A 16,985-nucleotide genomic window follows, 5' to 3' on the forward strand; every position below is an offset into this window, starting at 1 on the left:
CTGCGCTCCACGTTTACGCGGGGACCCCGGACCCCGACTTCGTCCGCGGGGCGCTCAGTCCAGACGCCGCCGCGCCAACTCCCTCGCGATCAGGGCGTGATCCGGTGCTGTCCGGTGTAGACGTTCATGGTCTCGCCCCGCAGAAAGCCCACGAGCGTCATGCCCGCCTCGGCGGCCAGGTCGCCGGCGAGTGTGCTGGGCGCCGACACGGCGGCGAGCAGGGGGAGCCCGGACATCCACGCCTTCTGGGTCAGCTCAAAGCTCGCCCGCCCGGAGACGAGCAGCACGTGCCCGCGCAGGGGCAGGCGCTGCTCCCGCACCGCCCAGCCGATCAGCTTGTCGACCGCGTTGTGCCGGCCCACGTCCTCGCGGAGCGCCACGAGTTCGCCCGCCGCGGTGAAGAGGCCCGCCGCGTGCAGGCCGCCGGTCCGTTCGAAGACGCGCTGGGCGGCGCGGAGCCGGTCGGGCAGGGCGGCCAGCACACGGGCCTCCACCTCGACGGGGTCGCCCGCGACGTCAAACTGCGAGCGGGTGCGGATCGCGTCGATGCTCGCCTTGCCACACACTCCGCACGAGCTTGTGGTGTAGAAGTTACGGGCCGGGTCGGTCTCTGGCGGCGGCACGTGGCCGGCGAGCACCACATCCACGACGTTGTAGGTGTTGGGCATGTCGGTGCCGGCGCAGAGTTGGGCGGTCACCACGTCGGCGGCCTCCCGGATCACGCCCTCGGTGAGCAGAAAGCCGATCGCCAGGTCGAGGTCGTCACCGGGCGTGCGCATCGTCACCGCGAGCGGGCGGCGTCGCGCCGGCCCGGCCGGCCCCACTCTGATCTCCAGCGGCTCCTCGGCGGCCAGAGTGTCCCGCCGCTCCACGGTCCCCCGCCCCGACGTGTCGATCGTGAGGACCATCCGCCGGTCCGTTGCCCTGCCCATCCCCCCAATCTCCTCCGACTTCCCCGTTCGTGCCACCTGTTCGGGGGCGACCCGCCAGGGCTCGCTCCCGGTGCCGCGCTGGCGGCGGCCGCCAGCGGCACGATCCTGATCGATGACGCTGCGCGGCCGGCTCGTCGGGCTCAATGGCCGGCGAACGCACCGCCAAGGCGCGACGAGGGCAGCGCACACCGCCTACATGCGGCCGGCGCCCGCGACGCCGCCGAAGCGCGCGCCTCGCCGATGGCGGCCACTCGGCGCCGCGGGCGGTTACGGTCATGGTGTGCAGGGGTTCGCGCATGGTGTGCAGGGATTCGCGGCGATCATGCTGGCCGGTGGTGCCGGGCGGCGGCTGGGCGGCGCGGCCAAGCCGTCCCTGCCAGTCGCGGGTCGCCGCATGCTCGACCTCGTGCTGGACGCGGTCGCCGACGCCGCACCGGTCGTGGTCGTCGGGCGAGTGTCCGACGGATTACCCGCCCACGTGCTCACCACCGTCGAGGATCCGCCGGGGGAGGGACCGGTCGCCGCGGCGGCCGCTGGCGTGGCCCTCCTCCCCCGCGACACCGAGTGTGTCGCGCTCCTCGCCGCCGACCTCCCCTTCCTCACGCGACCAGCCGTCGCGCAACTCCGCCGCCACCTCGATTCATCCACAGTGGACGGCGTCCTCTACGTCGACGGAGCTGGCCGGCGGCAGTTGCTGTGTGGCCTGTGGCGTGTGCCGCCGCTGCGCGCCGCGTTCGATCGGCTGGCGCACGGCTCCCAAGCGGCTGCGGGCGGGCGCGGGCTGGCGGGCGCCTCCATGCGCGCGCTCCTGGCCGGGCTGCACGCGCGCGAGGTGGCCTGGAGCGAGCCTGGCCCGCCCCCCTGGTTCGACTGCGACACCGACGACGACCTGCGGCAAGCGGAGGAGTGGGCCCGATGACCCTGGACGAGTGGACCGCGGCCGCCTGCGCCGAGCTGGGCCTCGACCCGGCTGACGCCAATACCAAGTTGGTGCTCGACCTCGCCCGCGACGTCGCGCACAACGTGGTCCGGCCGGGCGCGCCGGTCTCCGCCTACCTGCTGGGCGTGGCCGTGGGGCGGGGCGCCGACCCAGCCGACGCGGCCGCCCGCCTCACCGCCCTGGCCGAGCGCAGCACCTCAACCTGATGGCGATCTGCGTGCCCCGCCCTCACCGGGCTGGCTGAGCGCAGCGCCTCAGTCCGAGGGCGGCCAGCGGGCGGCCGCCGCGCTGAGCGCAGCGCCTTAGCTTGAGGGCGGGCCAGCGAAGGGCCGCCGAGCTGAACGCGACGCGTCAGCCTGATGGCAACCAGCGGCCCGCGGCGCTGAGCGCAGCGGCTCAGTCCGAGGGCCACCGACGGCCTGGAAGCAGAGGATCACCGACCCTCAGCCCACCGGCTCCAAGCGGACGATGATCTGCTTCGACGTCGGTGTGTTCGAGCCCTCCGCCGTCGAGTCGAGGGGCACCAGCACGTTTGCCTCGGGGAAGTAGGTGGCGGCGCAGCCGCGCGCGGAGGGGTACGCCACCACGCGGAAGCTCTTCGCCCGCCGCTCCACGCCGTCGGTCCACTCGGAGACCAGGTCGACCATGCTGCCGTCGGCCACGCCCAGCGCGACCAGGTCGTCGGGGTTGACGAAGACCACGCGCCGGCCCGCCTTCACGCCACGGTAGCGGTCGTCCATCCCGTAGATCGTGGTGTTGTACTGGTCGTGGCTGCGCACGGTCTGGAGCAGCAGCCGCCCCTCGGGCACCTTGATCACCGACAGTGGGCCGGCGGTGAAGTGTGCCTTGCCGCTGGGGGTCGGAAACTCCAGCCGGTCGCGGGGAGGGTGGGGGAGCGTGAAGCCGGCCGGGTCGGCGACCCGCGCCTCGAAGTCGGCGAAGCCCGGCACCACCGCCGCGATCACCGACCGGATGGCGCGATAGTCGGCCTCGTAGTCGGCCCACGGGATCGGCGACTCCGGCATCAGCGCGCGGGCCAGCCGGGTCACGATCGAGACCTCGGAGAGCAGGTCGGGCGAGGCGGGGGCGAGGCGGCCACGGGAGGCGTGCACCGACGACATCGAGTCTTCGACGGTGACAAACTGCTCGCCCGACTCCTGCCGGTCGCGCTCGGTGCGTCCGATACAGGGGAGGATGAGGCTGGTCTCGCCGGGTACGACGTGCGAGCGGTTGAGCTTGGTCGACACGTGCACCGTCAGCGCGCACGAGCGGAGCGCCGCCTCGGTGACCTCGGTGTCGGGCGTGGCCGAGGCGAAGTTGCCGCCCAGCGCCATGAAGACCCGCACGCGTCCGTCGCGCATCGCTCGGAGGGCAGCGACCGTGTCGTACCCAATTCTGGTCGGCACGGAGACGCCGAGCAGGTCGCCTGCGGCGGCCGACCACGGCGGCGGCTCGTGCCAAATGCCCATCGTGCGGTCGCCCTGGACGTTGGAGTGGCCGCGCACGGGGCAGAGGCCGGCGCCCGGCTTGCCGAGCATGCCGCGCATCAGTTGCACGTTGACCACCTCGCGGATGGTGGCCACCGCCTCGCGCTGCTGGGTCAGCCCCATCGCCCAACAGACGATCGTCGCGTCTGACGACGCGAACATCCGCGCCGCCGCCACGATCTCTTCGCGCGCCAGCCCGGTCGCCGCCGCCACGTCTGCCCAATCGAGGGTACGGAGGGCGGTGGTATACGCCTGGAAACCAGTTGTGTGTCGGTCTACAAAGGACTGGTCCACCGCGCCCCACTCGACCAGCAGCGCGGCGATCGCCCGGAAGAGCGCCTGATCGCCGCCTACCTTGATCTGCAGGAAGCGGTCGGCGAGCGAGGTGCCCCTGCCCATCAGCCCGCGCGGCTTCTGCGGGTTGCGGAAGTGGATCAGCCCCGCCTCGGGCATCGGGTTGACGGCCAGGATCTTGGCGCCGCGGCGCTTGGCCTCCTCCAGCGCGGAGAGCATGCGGGGATGGTTGGTGCCCGGATTCTGCCCGACGACCACGATCAGCTCGGCCCGGTGGATGTCGTCGAGCGTGACCGAGCCCTTGCCGATGCCGATCGTGCCGGTGAGCGCGACTCCGGAGGACTCGTGGCACATGTTGGAGCAGTCGGGCATGTTGTTGGTGCCGTGCGCCCGCGCGAGCAGCTGGTAGAGGAAGGCCGCCTCGTTGGAGGTGCGGCCCGAGGTGTAGAAGACCGCTTCGTCCGGCTCGGCGTCCCGCAGGTGGGCGGCGGTGAGCGCGAAGGCTTCGTCCCACGATATGGGCGTGTAGTGGTCGGCGCCCGCCCGCCGCACCATCGGCGTGGTGAGCCGCCCCTGCTGTCCCAGCCAGTGGTCGGAACGCTCGGCCAACTCCGAAATCGGATGCGCGGCGAAGAACTCTGGCGTGACCCGCCGCAGCGTCGCCTCCTCGGCCACCGCCTTGGCGCCGTTTTCGCAGAACTCGGTGTGCGAGCGCGCGCCCGGCCCCGGCTCGGGCCACGCGCACCCCGGACAGTCGAAGCCGCCGGGCTGGTTGACGCGCAGCAGCGTGAGCGCGGTGCGGCGCACTCCCATCTGCGCTACTCCCGCGCTCAGCGCGTGAGTCACGCCCGGAATGCCCGCAGCTGTGCGCTTCGGTGCCCCGATCCGCAGGTCGCGGTCGCCGGCGTCATCGCGCGGCGCCCCTTTCGCCATAGCTGCACAATAACCCCGTACCCGTTGGATGAACGGTGGTCAGTTCGCGCGCGAACCGCTCGGTAGGGTGTGGCTGACGGACGGAGGCGATCATGAGCGCAGGTCACGACAGGGCCGACGAAGGCAGCGGGCACCACCAGGAGACGATCCTGCTCGACGAGCCCACGACGGCAGATCTGCGCTCGAAGGTGACCGACGCGTGGCGGGAGTTCGCCACCGCGCTGGCCGCCATGCTCGCCAAGCTGCCCTCCGGCGCCAACGTGGAGCTGACGCTCGACCCGACCGCGTCCGGCACCGGCGACGCCGTCTACTCGGTGAGCGTCGACGTCGCCGAAGAGGGCCGGATCAACGCGCGCGCGGTGGGCAACGCGAGCCTCCCGCCCGGATTCCGGATGGACCGGGCGGCGGTCGCCGACCTCGTGGCGCTCGGATGGTCACCGCCCGGCGTGGTCGAGGGCTCGGGCGAGCACTTCGGCCTCCGCTCCACCACCGCCGAGGCCAGCCGCCTCGCCACCACGCTGTCGCGCACGCTCCGCGACGTGTACGGGGCGCCGCACCCCGCGTTCCTGGTCTTCCTGGTGCACGACGACCAAGACCAGCCTCTCCCGGTCGACCCGCTGGGCACCGCCCGCCCCGAGGCCCTTCTCGACGAGGACGAGGCCGCACTCGCCGAGCGCGTGGTGCGCGGTGGTGCCGAGTCCGACGAGGTCATCGCGCTCGACGAGCAGGTGCGCATGGTGGTCGCCGCGATGATGAAGAGCGCGCCCGACCAACTCCAGGTCGACTCCGACGGCGACATCGGCATCCGCGCCGGCTCGGCGATGGTCTTCGTGCGGGTCCGCGACAACCCTCCGCTGGTCGACGTCTTTTCGCCGGTGCTCACCGAGGTCGAGCCCACCGAGCAGCTCTACGTGAAGCTCTCCGAACTCACCAACCGCATGCCGATCGGCCGCCTCTACTGCACCAACGACACGGTGTGGGCCTCGATCCCGGTCTTCGGCCGCAACTTCCAGGCGACCCACCTGATGCTGGCGGTGCAGGTGATGACCGGCCTGGCCGACGAACTGGACGACCGGCTGCACGGCGAGTTCGGCGGGAAGCGCTTCTTCGGCGAGGGCGACAAGCCCGTCCACCGCGACCCAGGCGAAGACCACCGCACCGGCATGTACCTGTGATCCATTCGTCGGTGTGATGTAATCTCCTGCGCTGTAGAAGGCACATCTCGGCCACGTCCATCGCGGCGCCGAGATTCTGTTACCTATTGACGAGTTACCTATTGACGAGCGAGGGACTATGGCCACCTTCGAGCTGAGCGACGCTGCGCCCGATCAGGAGCACGGTGCCAGCCGGCCGATGTGGTTGCGCTCGACTTACTGCGAACACGCCAACTGTGTCGAGGTCTCACTCGGTGAAGACGTCCTGATCCGGGACAGCACCTTTCCGGACCAGCCGAGCCTGGTCGTGGCGCCAGATGCCTACCGGGCGTTTATCACCGCGGTCAAGAACGGTCTTTTCGTTCGCTGATCCGCCTGCGATCGCCGGTCTTTTGGCGGGCTTGAAGCCTGGCGCCGATCGCGTGCCACACCACACCAACCGAGACGCCGACAGCTATGGCCACACCGACTGCCCGGTGAGGCGATGTCGGTGCGGGCGGTGTCCTGGCTGACACTGGAACGCCAGTATCAGGCGCTGCGGGCGGCGGACGTGGCGTCGCGATCACTTCGGTGTAGACATCATCAACGAGGCGGGCGAACCGGCGTCCGTCCGACGAAAAGGTGTCGCGGGGCGAGGTAGCGGGGCTTCCCCAGCGCGAACTGGAGCAGTTGCATCCGCATGGTGCGGGACGCTTCGATCCGGGCCACGCGTGTCTGCTGCATCTGGAAGTACAACGAGGTGGCGATGCCGATCAACGCGACCGCCGACAGTGCGGCGGAAACGGTCCCGAATGCTTCGCCGATGGCGCTCAGCTTGGCTAGCTGATCGGTGCTCTCGTCATCTGTCGGGGCCAGCCATACGACCGTTGCCGTGATGATTGCCGGTGCGACCACAGCCGTCGCGACGATCAGCACCATCCGCCCGCGTGACGTACTCCGAGGCATGTGCCCATCGTCGGCCATGGACGCGATGGTCACCATCGCCGATGGACCGTTCGCGGCGAACGGACGACGGGAAACCGTACTCGTCACCGATCGGTGCCATCAGTTGCTCCAGGTGAGCCATGCTTGTGTGTCCAATGTCGACATGTTCGTGGCCTTCAATCCGCTCTCCGAGAGCGTCCACAGGTCGTCGCCGATGACCAGGGAACGGCGGATCATCCCGAGCTCCGGCTGGCTGGCCTCGTGTGAGACGGCGCCCACCTCGGAGATCGTGCTGTCGCCGATCCGCAGCACCAGCGCGCTGTTGCCGCCCTTGCCCTGGTCCCACACCGACAGCGGCATCACCAGCAGCCGGTCCTCGGGCCAGTAGAGGAAGGCGTGCGGGTCGTACTCGGCCTCGGAGTGCCCGGACTTCACGTGGTGCTGGGCCAGCCGCGCCGGAGTGTCCAGGTTGGACACGTCGAAGAGGGAGATCTGCGTGCCCTGTACGCGGCCCTGGTCGGAGGCCTCCTGCCCGACGCCGATCACGCGGCCCGGCTCGGCGGGGTGCAGGTACGCGGAGTAGCCCGTGATCTTCAGCTCGCCCGCCACTCGGGGCTTGGCCGGGTCGGTGAGGTCCACTGTGTACAGCGGGTCGGTCTGGCGGAACGTCACGACGTAGCCGGTGGTGCCGGTGAAGCGTACGGCGTAGATGCGCTCGCCCTTGCCCAGCCCGGTCACCTTGCCAGCCTCGGGGAGGGCGTTTCCCGCCAGCCGCAGTACGTACACGGTGGAGCTGGACTTGGGCGCGTCGCCCCAGGTGCGGCCGCTGGTGGTGGCGACGCGGAGGTGACCGTCCCATTCGGACATCGCGTACTGGTTGATCAGCCAGCCGCGCACCGAGCCGGCGCCGACGTACGCCGGGCGGCCGGCCTGGGAGATGTCGAAGCGGTAGATCTCGGTGATCTCGTCTTCGGGCTTGGGCTCGCCGTTGCTCCGCTGGAGCCAGGGCATGACCCGCCAGCGCTGGTCGTTGGCCACGTACAGGCTGGATCCGTTGCTGTAGACGGTGTCTCCGTCGGCCACCACGCCGACCGGGTCGCCGTCCCCGAGGCTGCTCGCCCCGAGTCCGAAGCTGAGCACGGTGACCATCGAGGTGCCGGAGTACGTGGCCGGGCGGGAGAAGCGCTCGCAGCCAACCAGGCCCTTGGAGGTGGTGCCGCCGGTCGTGACCGTGTATCGGGGGAACCAGTCGTCGGCGGTCGCCTTGTCGATGATCCGCTGGTTGGCGGCGATGCGCTGCTTGTCGGTGCCGTCCTCACGGTATGGAAACTCGAGGCGCGGCGACGAGCGGATCACGACCCGGGCGGTGCCGCCGATCTGGCGGGCGTCCACGAGGTTGCCGTCGATCTCGTACTCGCTGATCTTCTTGGGCGCGCCGGAGATGTCGAGCAGCAGCAGCCGCGCGCTCGCACCACGACCGGAGACCGGGCGGGCGATCTCGGCACGGCCGTGCCAGCCGTCGCCCCGGATCAGCACCAGGGCGCGGTCGCCGTGCAGCAGCAGGCTGCTGTCGCTCCAGCGGACCGGGTCGTCCTGACCGCCGGTCGCCAGGTCGAGCTTGCCGGTGAGCTTGCGGGAGCCGGCGTCGACGACCCGCACCACGCCCCGCTGCACCGTCACGATGCGCTGGCCGTCGGTCTTGACCAGGTCGGGCTCGTCGACGCCGGCCTCGTGCGTGTTGGTACCCGAGTAGTTGGGCGCCTTCTCGCGGGCACTGGAGCCGCCGGCGGTGTCGGCCGCGCCGGCGGCGGCCCGGGCACCTCCCTCGGCGGCGAACGGCATGCCGTCGCCGCCGAGACCCCATGGCCCGACGTGCTCCTTGGCGGCCTTCTTCAGCAGGGACAGGCCGTCGGCGCAGGAGTCGAAGGCGACGAGCCGGACCTGTCCGGCCAGCACCACCGGGTCGCGCACCGGCGGCGCGCTCGGCGGCTCGGGCGACGACGTGCAACCGGCGAGGGCGACCAGGAGAGTGATCGGCACGCCCGCGGCGACGGCGAGTCTCGGTGTCATGCGAGCTTTGACGCCGCGTTCCCGGGAGCCGTTCCCACGGAATGAGGATGGCCAGGGGCATGCCCGGACACGCCCGGTCTATGTGGGCGCGGCCACCACGGTCGGCGAGTCGACCAGCCGGGAGAGCACGATCGTGCTGCGGGTCGAGGTGACGAAGGGCTGTGCGCGCAGCCGTTCGAGCGCGTCCTCCAGGTGCGCGATGTCGGCCGCCCGGAGGTGCACGAGTGCGTCCGCCTCGCCGGAGACCGTGTACGCGCCGACCACCTCCGGAAGCCGCCGCACCGCGACCGCGATCTGGGCCGGCGTGGTGCGCCCGGCGCAGAAGAGCTCGACGAACGCCTCGGTGGTCCAGCCGACCGCGGCCGGGTCGATGACGGCCGTGAATCCCCGGATCACGCCCGCGGCACGGAGCCGGTCGACCCGCCGCTTGACGGCTGGCGCGGAGAGGGAGACACGGGCGCCGATCTCCGAATACGAACTGCGGGCATCGGCAACCAGAGACGCAATGATTCGCTGGTCTACGTCGTCGATCTGCAACGTTTGACCTCTCCGACGCAAGAGTTCCGGCTGTTACTGTGCGTGCAGCGTACCTACTCTGTGTGCGTGAGTCAGCACCGTATTCCGCGAAACCGGACATATCTCATGTGCCCGCCTGAGCACTACGAGGTGGCGTACGCGATCAATCCGTGGATGGACACCGCCACACCGGTCGACGCCGAGCTGGCCGTCAAGCAGTGGGAGCGGCTGCGCGAGACGCTGACCGGTCTGGGGCACAAGGTGCACGTGCTCGCGCCGGAGCCCCACCTGCCCGACATGGTGTACGCGGCCAACGGCGCCTTCACCGTCGACGGCGTCGCCTACGGGGCCCGCTTCAAGTACGCGCAGCGCACCGCCGAGGCGGCCGCCCACCGGGCCTTCTACGAGGCGGGCGGCTGGGACTTCCGCGCGCCCACGCAGACCAACGAGGGCGAGGGCGACTTCGCCTACCTGCCCCGGGCACACGGCGGCCTGATCCTGGCCGGCTACGGCTTCCGCACCGAGCCGGCGGCCCACGCCGAGGCGCAGGACGTGCTCGGCCGCCCCACGGTCTCGCTGCGCCTGGTCGATCCGCGCTTCTACCACCTCGACACCGCGCTGGCCGCGCTCGACGACGGCAATGTCACCTACTATCCGGGCGCCTTCTCGGTGGCGTCCCAGCGCGTGCTGCGCCAGCTCTTCCCGCACGCGGTGCTGGCGGACGAGGCGGATGCGTACGCGTTCGGGCTCAACCTGGTCAGCGACGGCCGCAACGTCGTACTCAACAGCGAGGCCACCGGGATGGCGCGCAAGGTCGAGGCGGCCGGCTACACCGCCGTGCTGGTGGAGCTCTCCGAGCTGAAGAAGGGCGGCGGCAGCGTCAAGTGCTGTGTGGCCGAGCTGCGTCCGTGAGGCCGAGGGCCACCTGAGCCGCGCCCAGCGCCCGCCCGCACCGCCGACGCGCGCCCAAGGCCCCGGCTACGCGCGGACGCGACCGGGCGCCCGCGCTGCCAGAGGCCGTGGCCCGCTCAGCCGAGCGTCGCCAGCTCGGTCAGCAGCACGTTGGAGAGCACTCGGCCGTCGTGGCGCACCTCTCGCAGGTACCACCTCTGCTGCGGCGTGCGCGGCTGGTTGAACTGCCACGCGCCACGCGGGCTGTCGATCTGCCCGACCCGGCCGAGCATCAGGTTGACCTGCTGCGGGGTCGGACGCCCGTCGCACAGCCGGATCGCCCGGTCGAGCACCTGCGCCGCGTCGTAGGACGCCATCGCGGACGCCGAGGGCAGCAGGTCGTGCTCGCGCTGGTACGCCGTCGAGAAGAGGCGGTTGGCGGCGTTGTTGAGGTCGGCCGAGTAGTTCATGGCGGTGAAGATGCCCTGCGCCTCGTCGCCCAGGTCGTTGATCGCGCTGCCCTCGGTGAAGCCGCCCGGCGCGTAGATGGTCGCGTCGATCCCCTCGGCCCGGAATTGCTTCACGAACTCGACCGCGGCCGGGCCTGTGTAGAACGCGTACACCACGTCGGCGCCGCTGGAGCGCAGCTCGGCGAGGGAGGTCTGGAAAAAGTCCTTGCCCGGGGTGATGGTGGGCGGCGTCCAGATCGTCGCGGTGAGCCGCGCGTCGGTGCCGCCGAAGGTCCGCCGAAACATGTCCACCGCGTCCTGACCGGTCTGCCCGGTCGGCGCGATCACGGCCAGCTTGTCGCTGCTCGGCACCACGCCGGTCAGGTAGCCGGCGAGCGCCTGGCTGGGGTCGCTGTCGACGAACGAGTCGGACCAGATGTAGAGGACGCCCTTGAGGCTTTCGGGGACGCCGTTGGCGGCGATGAGGGGCACGGTGGCGTTTTCGACCGTGTCGCGGATGCCGGTGAGCGCGGCGGAGTTTGCCACGCCGGTGAGCGCGAGCACGCCCTGCCCGAGGAGCGAGTCGACGGCGGCCTTCGCGGACTTGGCGTCGGCGCCCTCGTCGGCCGTCACCAGCTGCACGGGGTGCCCGCCGAGCCGGTCCTGGTTGAGCTGGAGGAAGAGCCGGAAGCCGTTGACGAGGTCGTCGCCGATCGCCTTCAGTGGGCCGGTCTGTGGCGCGATGAGCCCGATTCGCACCGGAACGTCGCTGGTCTCCGGTTCGGTGTCGGCACCATCGTCCGAGGCGCACGCGGCAGCGAACCCGGCCGCGCCGAGCGCCGCGAAGAGTTTCAGCGCCTGCCGGCGGTCTATCTGGGGCACGGTCACCCTTTCCCGAGGTCGGGGGCCGGATCGCGGCCCAACCGGCTGTCTACCTGCTTCGCGACGCTGCGTCAATGAATCTTTTTCAAACTGAGCCGTGCCCGACGTCTCATCGTCGCCGTCGGAGGTCTCAGCCTGATCTTCAGTGCATCGATTGCAGCGCGTTCTTGACTGCCGGCCAAGCGCTTGACTGAGGGTCGATAAGGGCGAAATGCTCCACTTCGGGTAGTTCGATCAGTGCGACATCACCGCCGTCGGCTCGGGTCGTCGCGGCGTACTTGCGGCTGATCTCCACCGGCACGTGCCGGTCGCGCGAGCCGTGGATGATCACACTCCGTACAGGCGGGGGAGTGCGCGCGGAGGGGTCGGCCTCGGCGTACCGGTCGGGCACCTCGGCCGGCCCGCCACCGAGCAGCGCGGCCACCGCCCCGCGGTCGAGGTCGAGCCGGTGCGCCTCGGCCAGGTCGGCGACCGGCGCGAGCGCCACGATGCCGCGCACGGGCGCGGGGCCGGCCAGCCCGTACCAGAGCGCCAGGTGCCCGCCCGCCGAATGTCCCAGCAGGACCGGCGGAGCCCAGCCGAACCCCATCAACTGGGGGATCGCGGTCACGCCCGCCACCACATCGGCGAACGTGCCCGGCCAGCCACCGCCGGGCTGGCCGGTGCGGCGGTATTCGAGCTGGGCGACCGGGTAGCCGCTGGCGGCCAGGCCCGCGGCGAGCGGGGAGATGTGTGACCGATCCCACTCCGCCCGCCAGAAGCCACCGTGCACCACGATCACCAGGGGGCGCGCCGGCGAGCCCGCGGGCGGCAGCCGCACGTCGGCGATCTGGTCGGGATGGTCGCCGTATCGCACCGTGGCGTCCGGCGGCGGTGTCTGGCGGTGGAGTACGCCACGAGGGTCGCTGGACATGGGCAGACGCTATCCCGCCGCCTCGCAGCACAGTTGCCCCCACCGGTGCCCACAGGCCACGGCCACTGCGCAAAGATGGACGGCATGACCGAAGCACCTGGTACCCCGGAACAGCCCGGCCCCGGCACCGTCGTGGTGGTCGGTCCGGACGGTCGTCCGGTCGGCACCGTCGACACGGACGCGCAGGCCGAGGGCGAAGACCCGTCGCGCCTGATCGAGCAGCCGGCCAAGGTCATGCGGATCGGCAGCATGATCAAGCAGTTGCTGGAAGAGGTGAAGTCGGCGCCGCTCGACGAGGCCAGCCGCAGCCGCCTCCGCGAGATCCACAAGCGCTCGATCGCCGAGCTCGAAGACGGCCTCGCCCCCGAGCTGCGTGAGGAGCTGGAGCGGCTGTCGCTGCCGTTCGAAGAGGGGGCCACGCCCAGCGAGGGAGAGCTGCGGGTCGCCCAGGCGCAGCTGGTCGGCTGGCTGGAAGGGCTTTTCCACGGCATCCAGGCCGCGCTGGTCGCCCAGCAGATGGCCGCCCGGCTCCAGCTCGAGCAGATGCGCGGCGGCGGCGGTCGTCCCGCCCTCCCGGCTGTGCCCGGTGGGCTGATGCCCGGCATGCCCGGCCAGCAGCCTCAGCAGCAGGACGGTTCGGGCCGCACCGGCCAGTACCTCTGAGGTCTGTCCGGACCTTCGAGGCGTCAGGGCAGATCGAAGAGCTTTTCGAGGTACGCCGCCACGCCGTCCTCGTCGTTGGAGAGCGTGACGTCGTCGGCGATCTCGCGTACCGCGGGGTGCGCGTTGGCCACCGCGACGGCTCGGCCGGCCCAGGTCAGCATCGGCACGTCGTTGGGCATGTCGCCAAAGGCCACCACGTCGGCCGGCTCGATGCCGTGCTGCTCGCAAAACCACGCGAGCCCGGCCGCCTTGGTGACACCGGCCGCGGAGATCTCGATGAGCCCGGAGTGCGACGAGTGGGTCGCCTCGGCCAGCCCGCCCAGCGCCGCGGCGACGACCTGCACGAAGACGTCCGGGTCGCGCCGGCCGGCGCGGACGAGCAGCTTCACCGCCGGCACCGAGGCCACCTCCTCCGGCGTCGCGAGCGCGCGGATCGAGGGGTCGCCCGCCTCCCACAGCACCGGCCACTCGGCGTCGTGGCGCAGCTCACGCCCGTCTTCCACCTCGACGGCGAAGACCGCGCCGGGTACCTCGGCCCGCAGCCGCCGGGTCACCTCGGCGAGCAGCTCGGGGGCGAGCGGGTCGGCGCGCAGGATCTGGTCGGCCTCGGGGTCGTAGACGACAGCGCCGTTGGCACAGACCGCCGGCACGGGCTCGTGGAGCTGGCCGTACACCTGGCTGAGCCACCGCACCGGACGGCCGGTGACCAGCACGACCACCGTGCCCCGCGCGGCGATCTGGGCCAGGACCCCGGCGGTGCGGGCGCTGAGCGAACGGTCCTGCCGCACCAGTGTGCCGTCGAGATCGGTGGCGACGAGGCGAGGCAAGTCTCCCATCAGCGCGACAGTAGCCGATCGAGGTAGACCGCTACGCCGTCGTCGTCGTTGCGCAAGGTCACCTCGTCGGCGAGGAGGCGCACGGTGGGGTGGGCGTTGGAGACCGCGACCCGGCCCCAGCCGGCCCACTCGAACATCGGGATGTCGTTGGGCATGTCGCCGAAGACCAGCACCTCGGCCGGGTCGACGCCGAGCAGGTCGGCCACCACCGCCAGGCCGGTCGCCTTGTCGACGCCGGGCGGGCAGATCTCCACGAAGCCGAGACCGGCCTGGGTCACCGTCGCCAGGTGGGCCGGTACGACCTTCTGGGCGGTGGCGAGCAGAGTGTCGACGTCGCGGTCGGCGGTACGGGCGAACGCCTTGATCACGTCGCCGGTCAGGCAGTCGGCGCGGGCCCGCTCCTCGAACCACTCGGGGTAGCGCCAGCTCGGGTCGAAGTCGCCCCACAGCGGCGCGTCCGGGCCGTCGAGCGCCTCCACCATCACGGTCAGCGGCCCGACCAGCGCCTCCAGCTCGGCGATGAGCTCGGCCAGCACGGCACCGGAGAGCCGCTCGTCCCGCAGGATCACCGGACCAGCCGGGTCGGTCTGGTCGATGACCCGCCCGCCGCCGGCCATTACCAGGTAGTCGGCCGTCCGGATGTCGTTGCGGGTGAGTTCGGCCAGCCGGGGGCCACGGCCGGTCGCGCCGACGATCGGGATGCCGGCCGAGCGCACGCGGTCGAGCACCTGATGCGTGAACTCGGACACGGTGTCATCGCTGCGCACCAACGTGCCGTCGAGGTCGGTGGCGATCAGCTTCGGCAGTCCCGGGCGGGGCATGGTCCCTCCTCACCCGGCCGGGACCAGGGCGGCGAATCCGCTCCGGCACCGGCGGGGGAGCAACCGTACCTCACCGACCGCGACTCATCCATGACTTTCGTGCGACGTCACGATGTACTTCGCCAGGCGAAGGTGGATCATGTGTGAGGCCGGCTATCGGGGCTCGAGCACGTCACGGCCGCCGAGGTAGGGCTGGAGCGCCTTCGGCACGCGCATCGAGCCATCCGGCTGCTGGTGGTTTTCCATGATCGGGATGAGCCAGCGGGTCGTGGCGAGCGTGCCGTTGAGCGTGGCGGCCGTGTGGGTCTTGCCATCCGCGTCGCGGTAGCGGACACCGAGGCGCCGCGCCTGGAAGGTGGTGCAGTTGGAGGTCGAGGTCACCTCGCGGTAGCGCCCCTGCGACGGAACCCACGCCTCGCAGTCGTACTTGCGGGCCGCGCTCGTGCCCAGGTCGCCGGCCGCCACGTCGATCACGCGGTAGGGCACCTCGACCTTGGCGAGCATCTCCTCCTGCCAGGCGAGCAGCCGCAGGTGCTCGTCGTGCGCCTCCTCCGGCCGGCAGAAGGTGAACATCTCCACCTTGTTGAACTGGTGCACCCGCAGGATCCCGCGCACGTCCTTGCCGTGCGAGCCGGCCTCCCGGCGGAAGCAGGTCGACCAGCCGGCGTAGCGGATCGGCTGTTCGAGGTCGAGGATCTCGCCCGAGTGGTACGCGGCCAGTGGCGCCTCGCTCGTGCCGACCAGGAAGAGGTCGTCGGCCTCGAGCCGGTAGACCTCGCTCGCGTGCGCGCCGAGGAAGCCGGTGCCCTCCATCGACTCCGGCTTGAGCAGCACGGGCGGGATGACCGGGCTCAGGCCGTACTCCACCGCCTGCGCCATCGCCAGCTGGAGCAGGCCCATCTCCAGCAGGGCGCCCACGCCGGTGAGGAAGTAGAAGCGGCTGCCGGAGACCTTCGCGCCGCGCTCCATGTCGATCGCGCGCAGCGCCTCGCCCAGCTCCAGGTGGTCGCGCGGGCTCTCCAGCTCCGGCTTCTGCCCGACCTCACGCAGCACGACGTAGTCGTCTTCCCCGCCCGCCGGCGCGCCCGACTCGACGATGTTGGGGACCGCGAGCTGGGCCTGGCGCAGTGCCTGCTCGGCCTGGTTGGCGGTCGCCTCGGCCGTCTTCACCTCGGCCGACAGATCCTTGGTACGGACCAGCAGCGCGGCCTTCTCCTCGCCCTTGGCCTGCGACACCTGCTTGCCCAGCGACTTCTGCTCGGCACGCACCGACTCGTACGCCTGCACGGCCGCCCGGCGCTCCTCGTCGGCGCGCAGCAGCTCGTCGACAACGGACTCGGACTCGCCGCGGGCTCGCTGGCTGGCACGTACGGCGGCGGGGTCGTCGCGAAGCAGACGGAGGTCAATCACGACATACGAGCCTACGGGGTGTGTGGGTCCCTCTTGCCGTCGGGCATGGGTAGGAAAGGCGCGGTGGGCCCCACCGTCAGGTCGGCCGGCGGAGGGAGATCGGTGTCGGCCTCGGCCGACTCCCGGGCCGCCCGGGGCCGCCGCCACGGCCAGTCGGGCTGCTCCTCCGGTGCCGGCGGCGGCTCGGCATCGGCGGTCGCGGGGGCCACGGCCGGCTGGGCGGGAGGCGTGGGCATGAGGCGCCCAGCCAGGTGCAACGCGGCGGCGAGCCCGGCGACGCCGAGGAACGCCATGGTCAGGCCGCGCCCGTACGCCAGCTCGTAGGGCGGGCCCTGCGGGCCGACGAAGATGTCGGCCGCCGCGAACGCCGCGCTGTTGTCGTCGAGCCACACGGCGACGCTGACGAGGACCGCCCCCAGCACGCCGGCCGCGGTGAGGCCGAGGATCCGCACCTGGTCGCGGAGTGCCGGACGGCCGAAGAGCACCAGCGCGACGCAGCCCACGATCACGAAAACCCCGATGAGGTATCCGGTGCCGAAGCCGCCCAGCTCGGCGATGCCGGCGGTGGTCGGCTGGACCGACTGGCCGGGGCCGATGAAGTCTTGTCCTGTGAACGTGGTGACCTGCCACTCGCCGACCATCGAGGCGAAGATGGCCACCGCGCCCAGGCCGGCGACCATGGGCACGAGCCGCCAGTCGCGGCGCACGCCCGTGAGGACCTGCGAGATGCGGGGGCGCCCGCGGACCGGCTCGTCGGCGCCGAACTCCACGACGGCCGCCTCGTCCGTCCGGGCGCCGATGTCGGCCTGTGGCTCCTGCGACATGGCTAGTGGCCCTCTTCTTCCAGCGTGCTCACCATGACCACGCGCG

17 protein-coding genes are annotated in these 16,985 nt (G+C 71.4%); 6 read left to right on the top strand and 11 right to left on the bottom strand.

Annotated elements, in window-relative coordinates; all coding sequences use genetic code 11:
* Positions 1-89: 89 nt before the first annotated feature.
* Positions 90-932, bottom strand: a complete 843-nt coding sequence (gene fdhD / locus ACFFIA_RS35560; protein WP_377259969.1) for a formate dehydrogenase accessory sulfurtransferase FdhD — start codon at positions 930-932, stop codon at positions 90-92.
* A gap of 196 nt (positions 933-1,128) precedes the next feature.
* Between fdhD and mobA the strand changes: the two genes are divergently transcribed.
* Both mobA and ACFFIA_RS35570 read left to right on the top strand, forming a co-directional pair.
* The gene (gene mobA / locus ACFFIA_RS35565; protein ID WP_377260299.1) at positions 1,129-1,851 is read left to right on the top strand and encodes a molybdenum cofactor guanylyltransferase; all 723 of its coding nucleotides are present in this window, start codon (positions 1,129-1,131) and stop codon (positions 1,849-1,851) included.
* Positions 1,848-2,078, top strand: a complete 231-nt coding sequence (locus ACFFIA_RS35570) for a DUF6457 domain-containing protein (protein ID WP_377259972.1) — start codon at positions 1,848-1,850, stop codon at positions 2,076-2,078. The genes mobA and ACFFIA_RS35570 overlap by 4 nt, the downstream gene beginning before the upstream one ends.
* 237 nt (positions 2,079-2,315) lie before the next feature.
* Here the strand turns inward: ACFFIA_RS35570 and ACFFIA_RS35575 are convergent, their stop codons facing one another.
* Positions 2,316-4,586 carry an FdhF/YdeP family oxidoreductase gene (locus ACFFIA_RS35575; RefSeq protein WP_377259975.1) on the bottom strand — a complete coding sequence of 757 codons (2,271 nt, stop codon included), beginning with the start codon at positions 4,584-4,586 and terminating at the stop codon, positions 2,316-2,318.
* 92 nt (positions 4,587-4,678) lie between these two features.
* Here ACFFIA_RS35575 and ACFFIA_RS35580 point away from each other — a divergent pair, with 92 nt between their 5' ends.
* A complete protein-coding gene (locus tag ACFFIA_RS35580) occupies positions 4,679-5,761 on the top strand; it encodes a T3SS (YopN, CesT) and YbjN peptide-binding chaperone 1 (RefSeq protein WP_377259978.1) in 1,083 nt (360 codons plus the stop codon).
* 118 nt (positions 5,762-5,879) lie between these two features.
* The gene (locus ACFFIA_RS35585; protein WP_377259981.1) at positions 5,880-6,110 is read left to right on the top strand and encodes a DUF397 domain-containing protein; all 231 of its coding nucleotides are present in this window, start codon (positions 5,880-5,882) and stop codon (positions 6,108-6,110) included.
* A 212-nt stretch (positions 6,111-6,322) separates the two neighbouring features.
* On the opposite strand, the gene ACFFIA_RS35590 is transcribed toward ACFFIA_RS35585, so the two are convergent.
* From ACFFIA_RS35590 to ACFFIA_RS35600, 3 genes are all read right to left on the bottom strand, one after another.
* Entirely contained in the window at positions 6,323-6,658 is a 336-nt protein-coding gene (locus ACFFIA_RS35590; RefSeq protein ID WP_377259984.1) for a DUF6082 family protein, read from the bottom strand.
* A 126-nt stretch (positions 6,659-6,784) separates the two neighbouring features.
* Positions 6,785-8,734: a beta-propeller domain-containing protein gene (locus ACFFIA_RS35595; protein ID WP_377259987.1), complete on the bottom strand. Its 1,950-nt coding sequence runs from the start codon at positions 8,732-8,734 to the stop codon at positions 6,785-6,787.
* A gap of 78 nt (positions 8,735-8,812) precedes the next feature.
* Positions 8,813-9,271 (bottom strand): Lrp/AsnC family transcriptional regulator, encoded by a 459-nt coding sequence (locus ACFFIA_RS35600; RefSeq protein WP_377259990.1) that lies wholly within the window; start codon positions 9,269-9,271, stop codon positions 8,813-8,815.
* A gap of 66 nt (positions 9,272-9,337) precedes the next feature.
* Between ACFFIA_RS35600 and ddaH the strand changes: the two genes are divergently transcribed.
* Positions 9,338-10,162, top strand: coding sequence for a dimethylargininase (ddaH, locus tag ACFFIA_RS35605; RefSeq protein ID WP_377259993.1), 825 nt, complete (start codon positions 9,338-9,340; stop codon positions 10,160-10,162).
* A gap of 116 nt (positions 10,163-10,278) precedes the next feature.
* Here ddaH and ACFFIA_RS35610 read toward each other — a convergent pair whose 3' ends face one another.
* Together ACFFIA_RS35610 and ACFFIA_RS35615 are read right to left on the bottom strand one after the other, a co-directional pair.
* Entirely contained in the window at positions 10,279-11,472 is a 1,194-nt protein-coding gene (locus tag ACFFIA_RS35610) for an ABC transporter substrate-binding protein (RefSeq protein ID WP_377259996.1), read from the bottom strand.
* Positions 11,473-11,614: 142 nt separating this feature from the next.
* Positions 11,615-12,385 (bottom strand): alpha/beta hydrolase family protein, encoded by a 771-nt coding sequence (locus ACFFIA_RS35615; RefSeq protein ID WP_377259999.1) that lies wholly within the window; start codon positions 12,383-12,385, stop codon positions 11,615-11,617.
* Positions 12,386-12,460: 75 nt separating this feature from the next.
* On the opposite strand from ACFFIA_RS35615, the gene ACFFIA_RS35620 reads away from it, so the two are divergent.
* Positions 12,461-13,048 (top strand): bacterial proteasome activator family protein, encoded by a 588-nt coding sequence (locus ACFFIA_RS35620; protein WP_377260002.1) that lies wholly within the window; start codon positions 12,461-12,463, stop codon positions 13,046-13,048.
* Between the two features lie 23 nt (positions 13,049-13,071).
* Here ACFFIA_RS35620 and ACFFIA_RS35625 read toward each other — a convergent pair whose 3' ends face one another.
* The 4 genes from ACFFIA_RS35625 to ACFFIA_RS35640 all read right to left on the bottom strand — a co-directional run bounded on the left by ACFFIA_RS35625 (position 13,072) and on the right by ACFFIA_RS35640 (position 16,939).
* Entirely contained in the window at positions 13,072-13,884 is an 813-nt protein-coding gene (locus ACFFIA_RS35625) for an HAD family hydrolase (RefSeq protein ID WP_377260005.1), read from the bottom strand.
* Positions 13,884-14,705: a Cof-type HAD-IIB family hydrolase gene (locus ACFFIA_RS35630; protein WP_377260009.1), complete on the bottom strand. Its 822-nt coding sequence runs from the start codon at positions 14,703-14,705 to the stop codon at positions 13,884-13,886. Before ACFFIA_RS35630 ends, ACFFIA_RS35625 begins: the two co-directional genes overlap by 1 nt.
* A gap of 153 nt (positions 14,706-14,858) precedes the next feature.
* Positions 14,859-16,115, bottom strand: a complete 1,257-nt coding sequence (gene serS / locus ACFFIA_RS35635) for a serine--tRNA ligase (RefSeq protein WP_377260012.1) — start codon at positions 16,113-16,115, stop codon at positions 14,859-14,861.
* A gap of 11 nt (positions 16,116-16,126) precedes the next feature.
* A complete protein-coding gene (locus ACFFIA_RS35640) occupies positions 16,127-16,939 on the bottom strand; it encodes a hypothetical protein (RefSeq protein WP_377260015.1) in 813 nt (270 codons plus the stop codon).
* Between the last annotated feature and the right edge of the window lie 46 nt (positions 16,940-16,985).

Origin of the sequence: Phytohabitans kaempferiae (genome assembly GCF_042433955.1) — a bacterium.
In the GTDB taxonomy this organism is placed as follows: Bacteria; Actinomycetota; Actinomycetes; order Mycobacteriales; family Micromonosporaceae; genus Phytohabitans; species Phytohabitans kaempferiae.

Excerpts from the sequence above, each read along its gene's own strand:
- ACFFIA_RS35595 (WP_377259987.1), bottom strand. The coding sequence starts at position 8,734 with ATGACACCGAGACTCGCCGTCGCCGCGGGCGTGCCGATCACTCTCCTG.
- ACFFIA_RS35640 (WP_377260015.1), bottom strand. The coding sequence starts at position 16,939 with ATGTCGCAGGAGCCACAGGCCGACATCGGCGCCCGGACGGACGAGGCG.
- ACFFIA_RS35585 (WP_377259981.1), top strand. The coding sequence starts at position 5,880 with ATGGCCACCTTCGAGCTGAGCGACGCTGCGCCCGATCAGGAGCACGGT.
- ACFFIA_RS35615 (WP_377259999.1), bottom strand. The coding sequence starts at position 12,385 with ATGTCCAGCGACCCTCGTGGCGTACTCCACCGCCAGACACCGCCGCCG.
- ACFFIA_RS35630 (WP_377260009.1), bottom strand. The coding sequence starts at position 14,705 with ATGCCCCGCCCGGGACTGCCGAAGCTGATCGCCACCGACCTCGACGGC.
- ACFFIA_RS35590 (WP_377259984.1), bottom strand. The coding sequence starts at position 6,658 with ATGGTGCTGATCGTCGCGACGGCTGTGGTCGCACCGGCAATCATCACG.
- ACFFIA_RS35580 (WP_377259978.1), top strand. The coding sequence starts at position 4,679 with ATGAGCGCAGGTCACGACAGGGCCGACGAAGGCAGCGGGCACCACCAG.
- fdhD (WP_377259969.1), bottom strand. The coding sequence starts at position 932 with ATGGGCAGGGCAACGGACCGGCGGATGGTCCTCACGATCGACACGTCG.
- ACFFIA_RS35575 (WP_377259975.1), bottom strand. The coding sequence starts at position 4,586 with ATGGCGAAAGGGGCGCCGCGCGATGACGCCGGCGACCGCGACCTGCGG.
- ACFFIA_RS35570 (WP_377259972.1), top strand. The coding sequence starts at position 1,848 with ATGACCCTGGACGAGTGGACCGCGGCCGCCTGCGCCGAGCTGGGCCTC.
- ACFFIA_RS35625 (WP_377260005.1), bottom strand. The coding sequence starts at position 13,884 with ATGGGAGACTTGCCTCGCCTCGTCGCCACCGATCTCGACGGCACACTG.
- mobA (WP_377260299.1), top strand. The coding sequence starts at position 1,129 with ATGCGGCCGGCGCCCGCGACGCCGCCGAAGCGCGCGCCTCGCCGATGG.
- ACFFIA_RS35620 (WP_377260002.1), top strand. The coding sequence starts at position 12,461 with ATGGACGGCATGACCGAAGCACCTGGTACCCCGGAACAGCCCGGCCCC.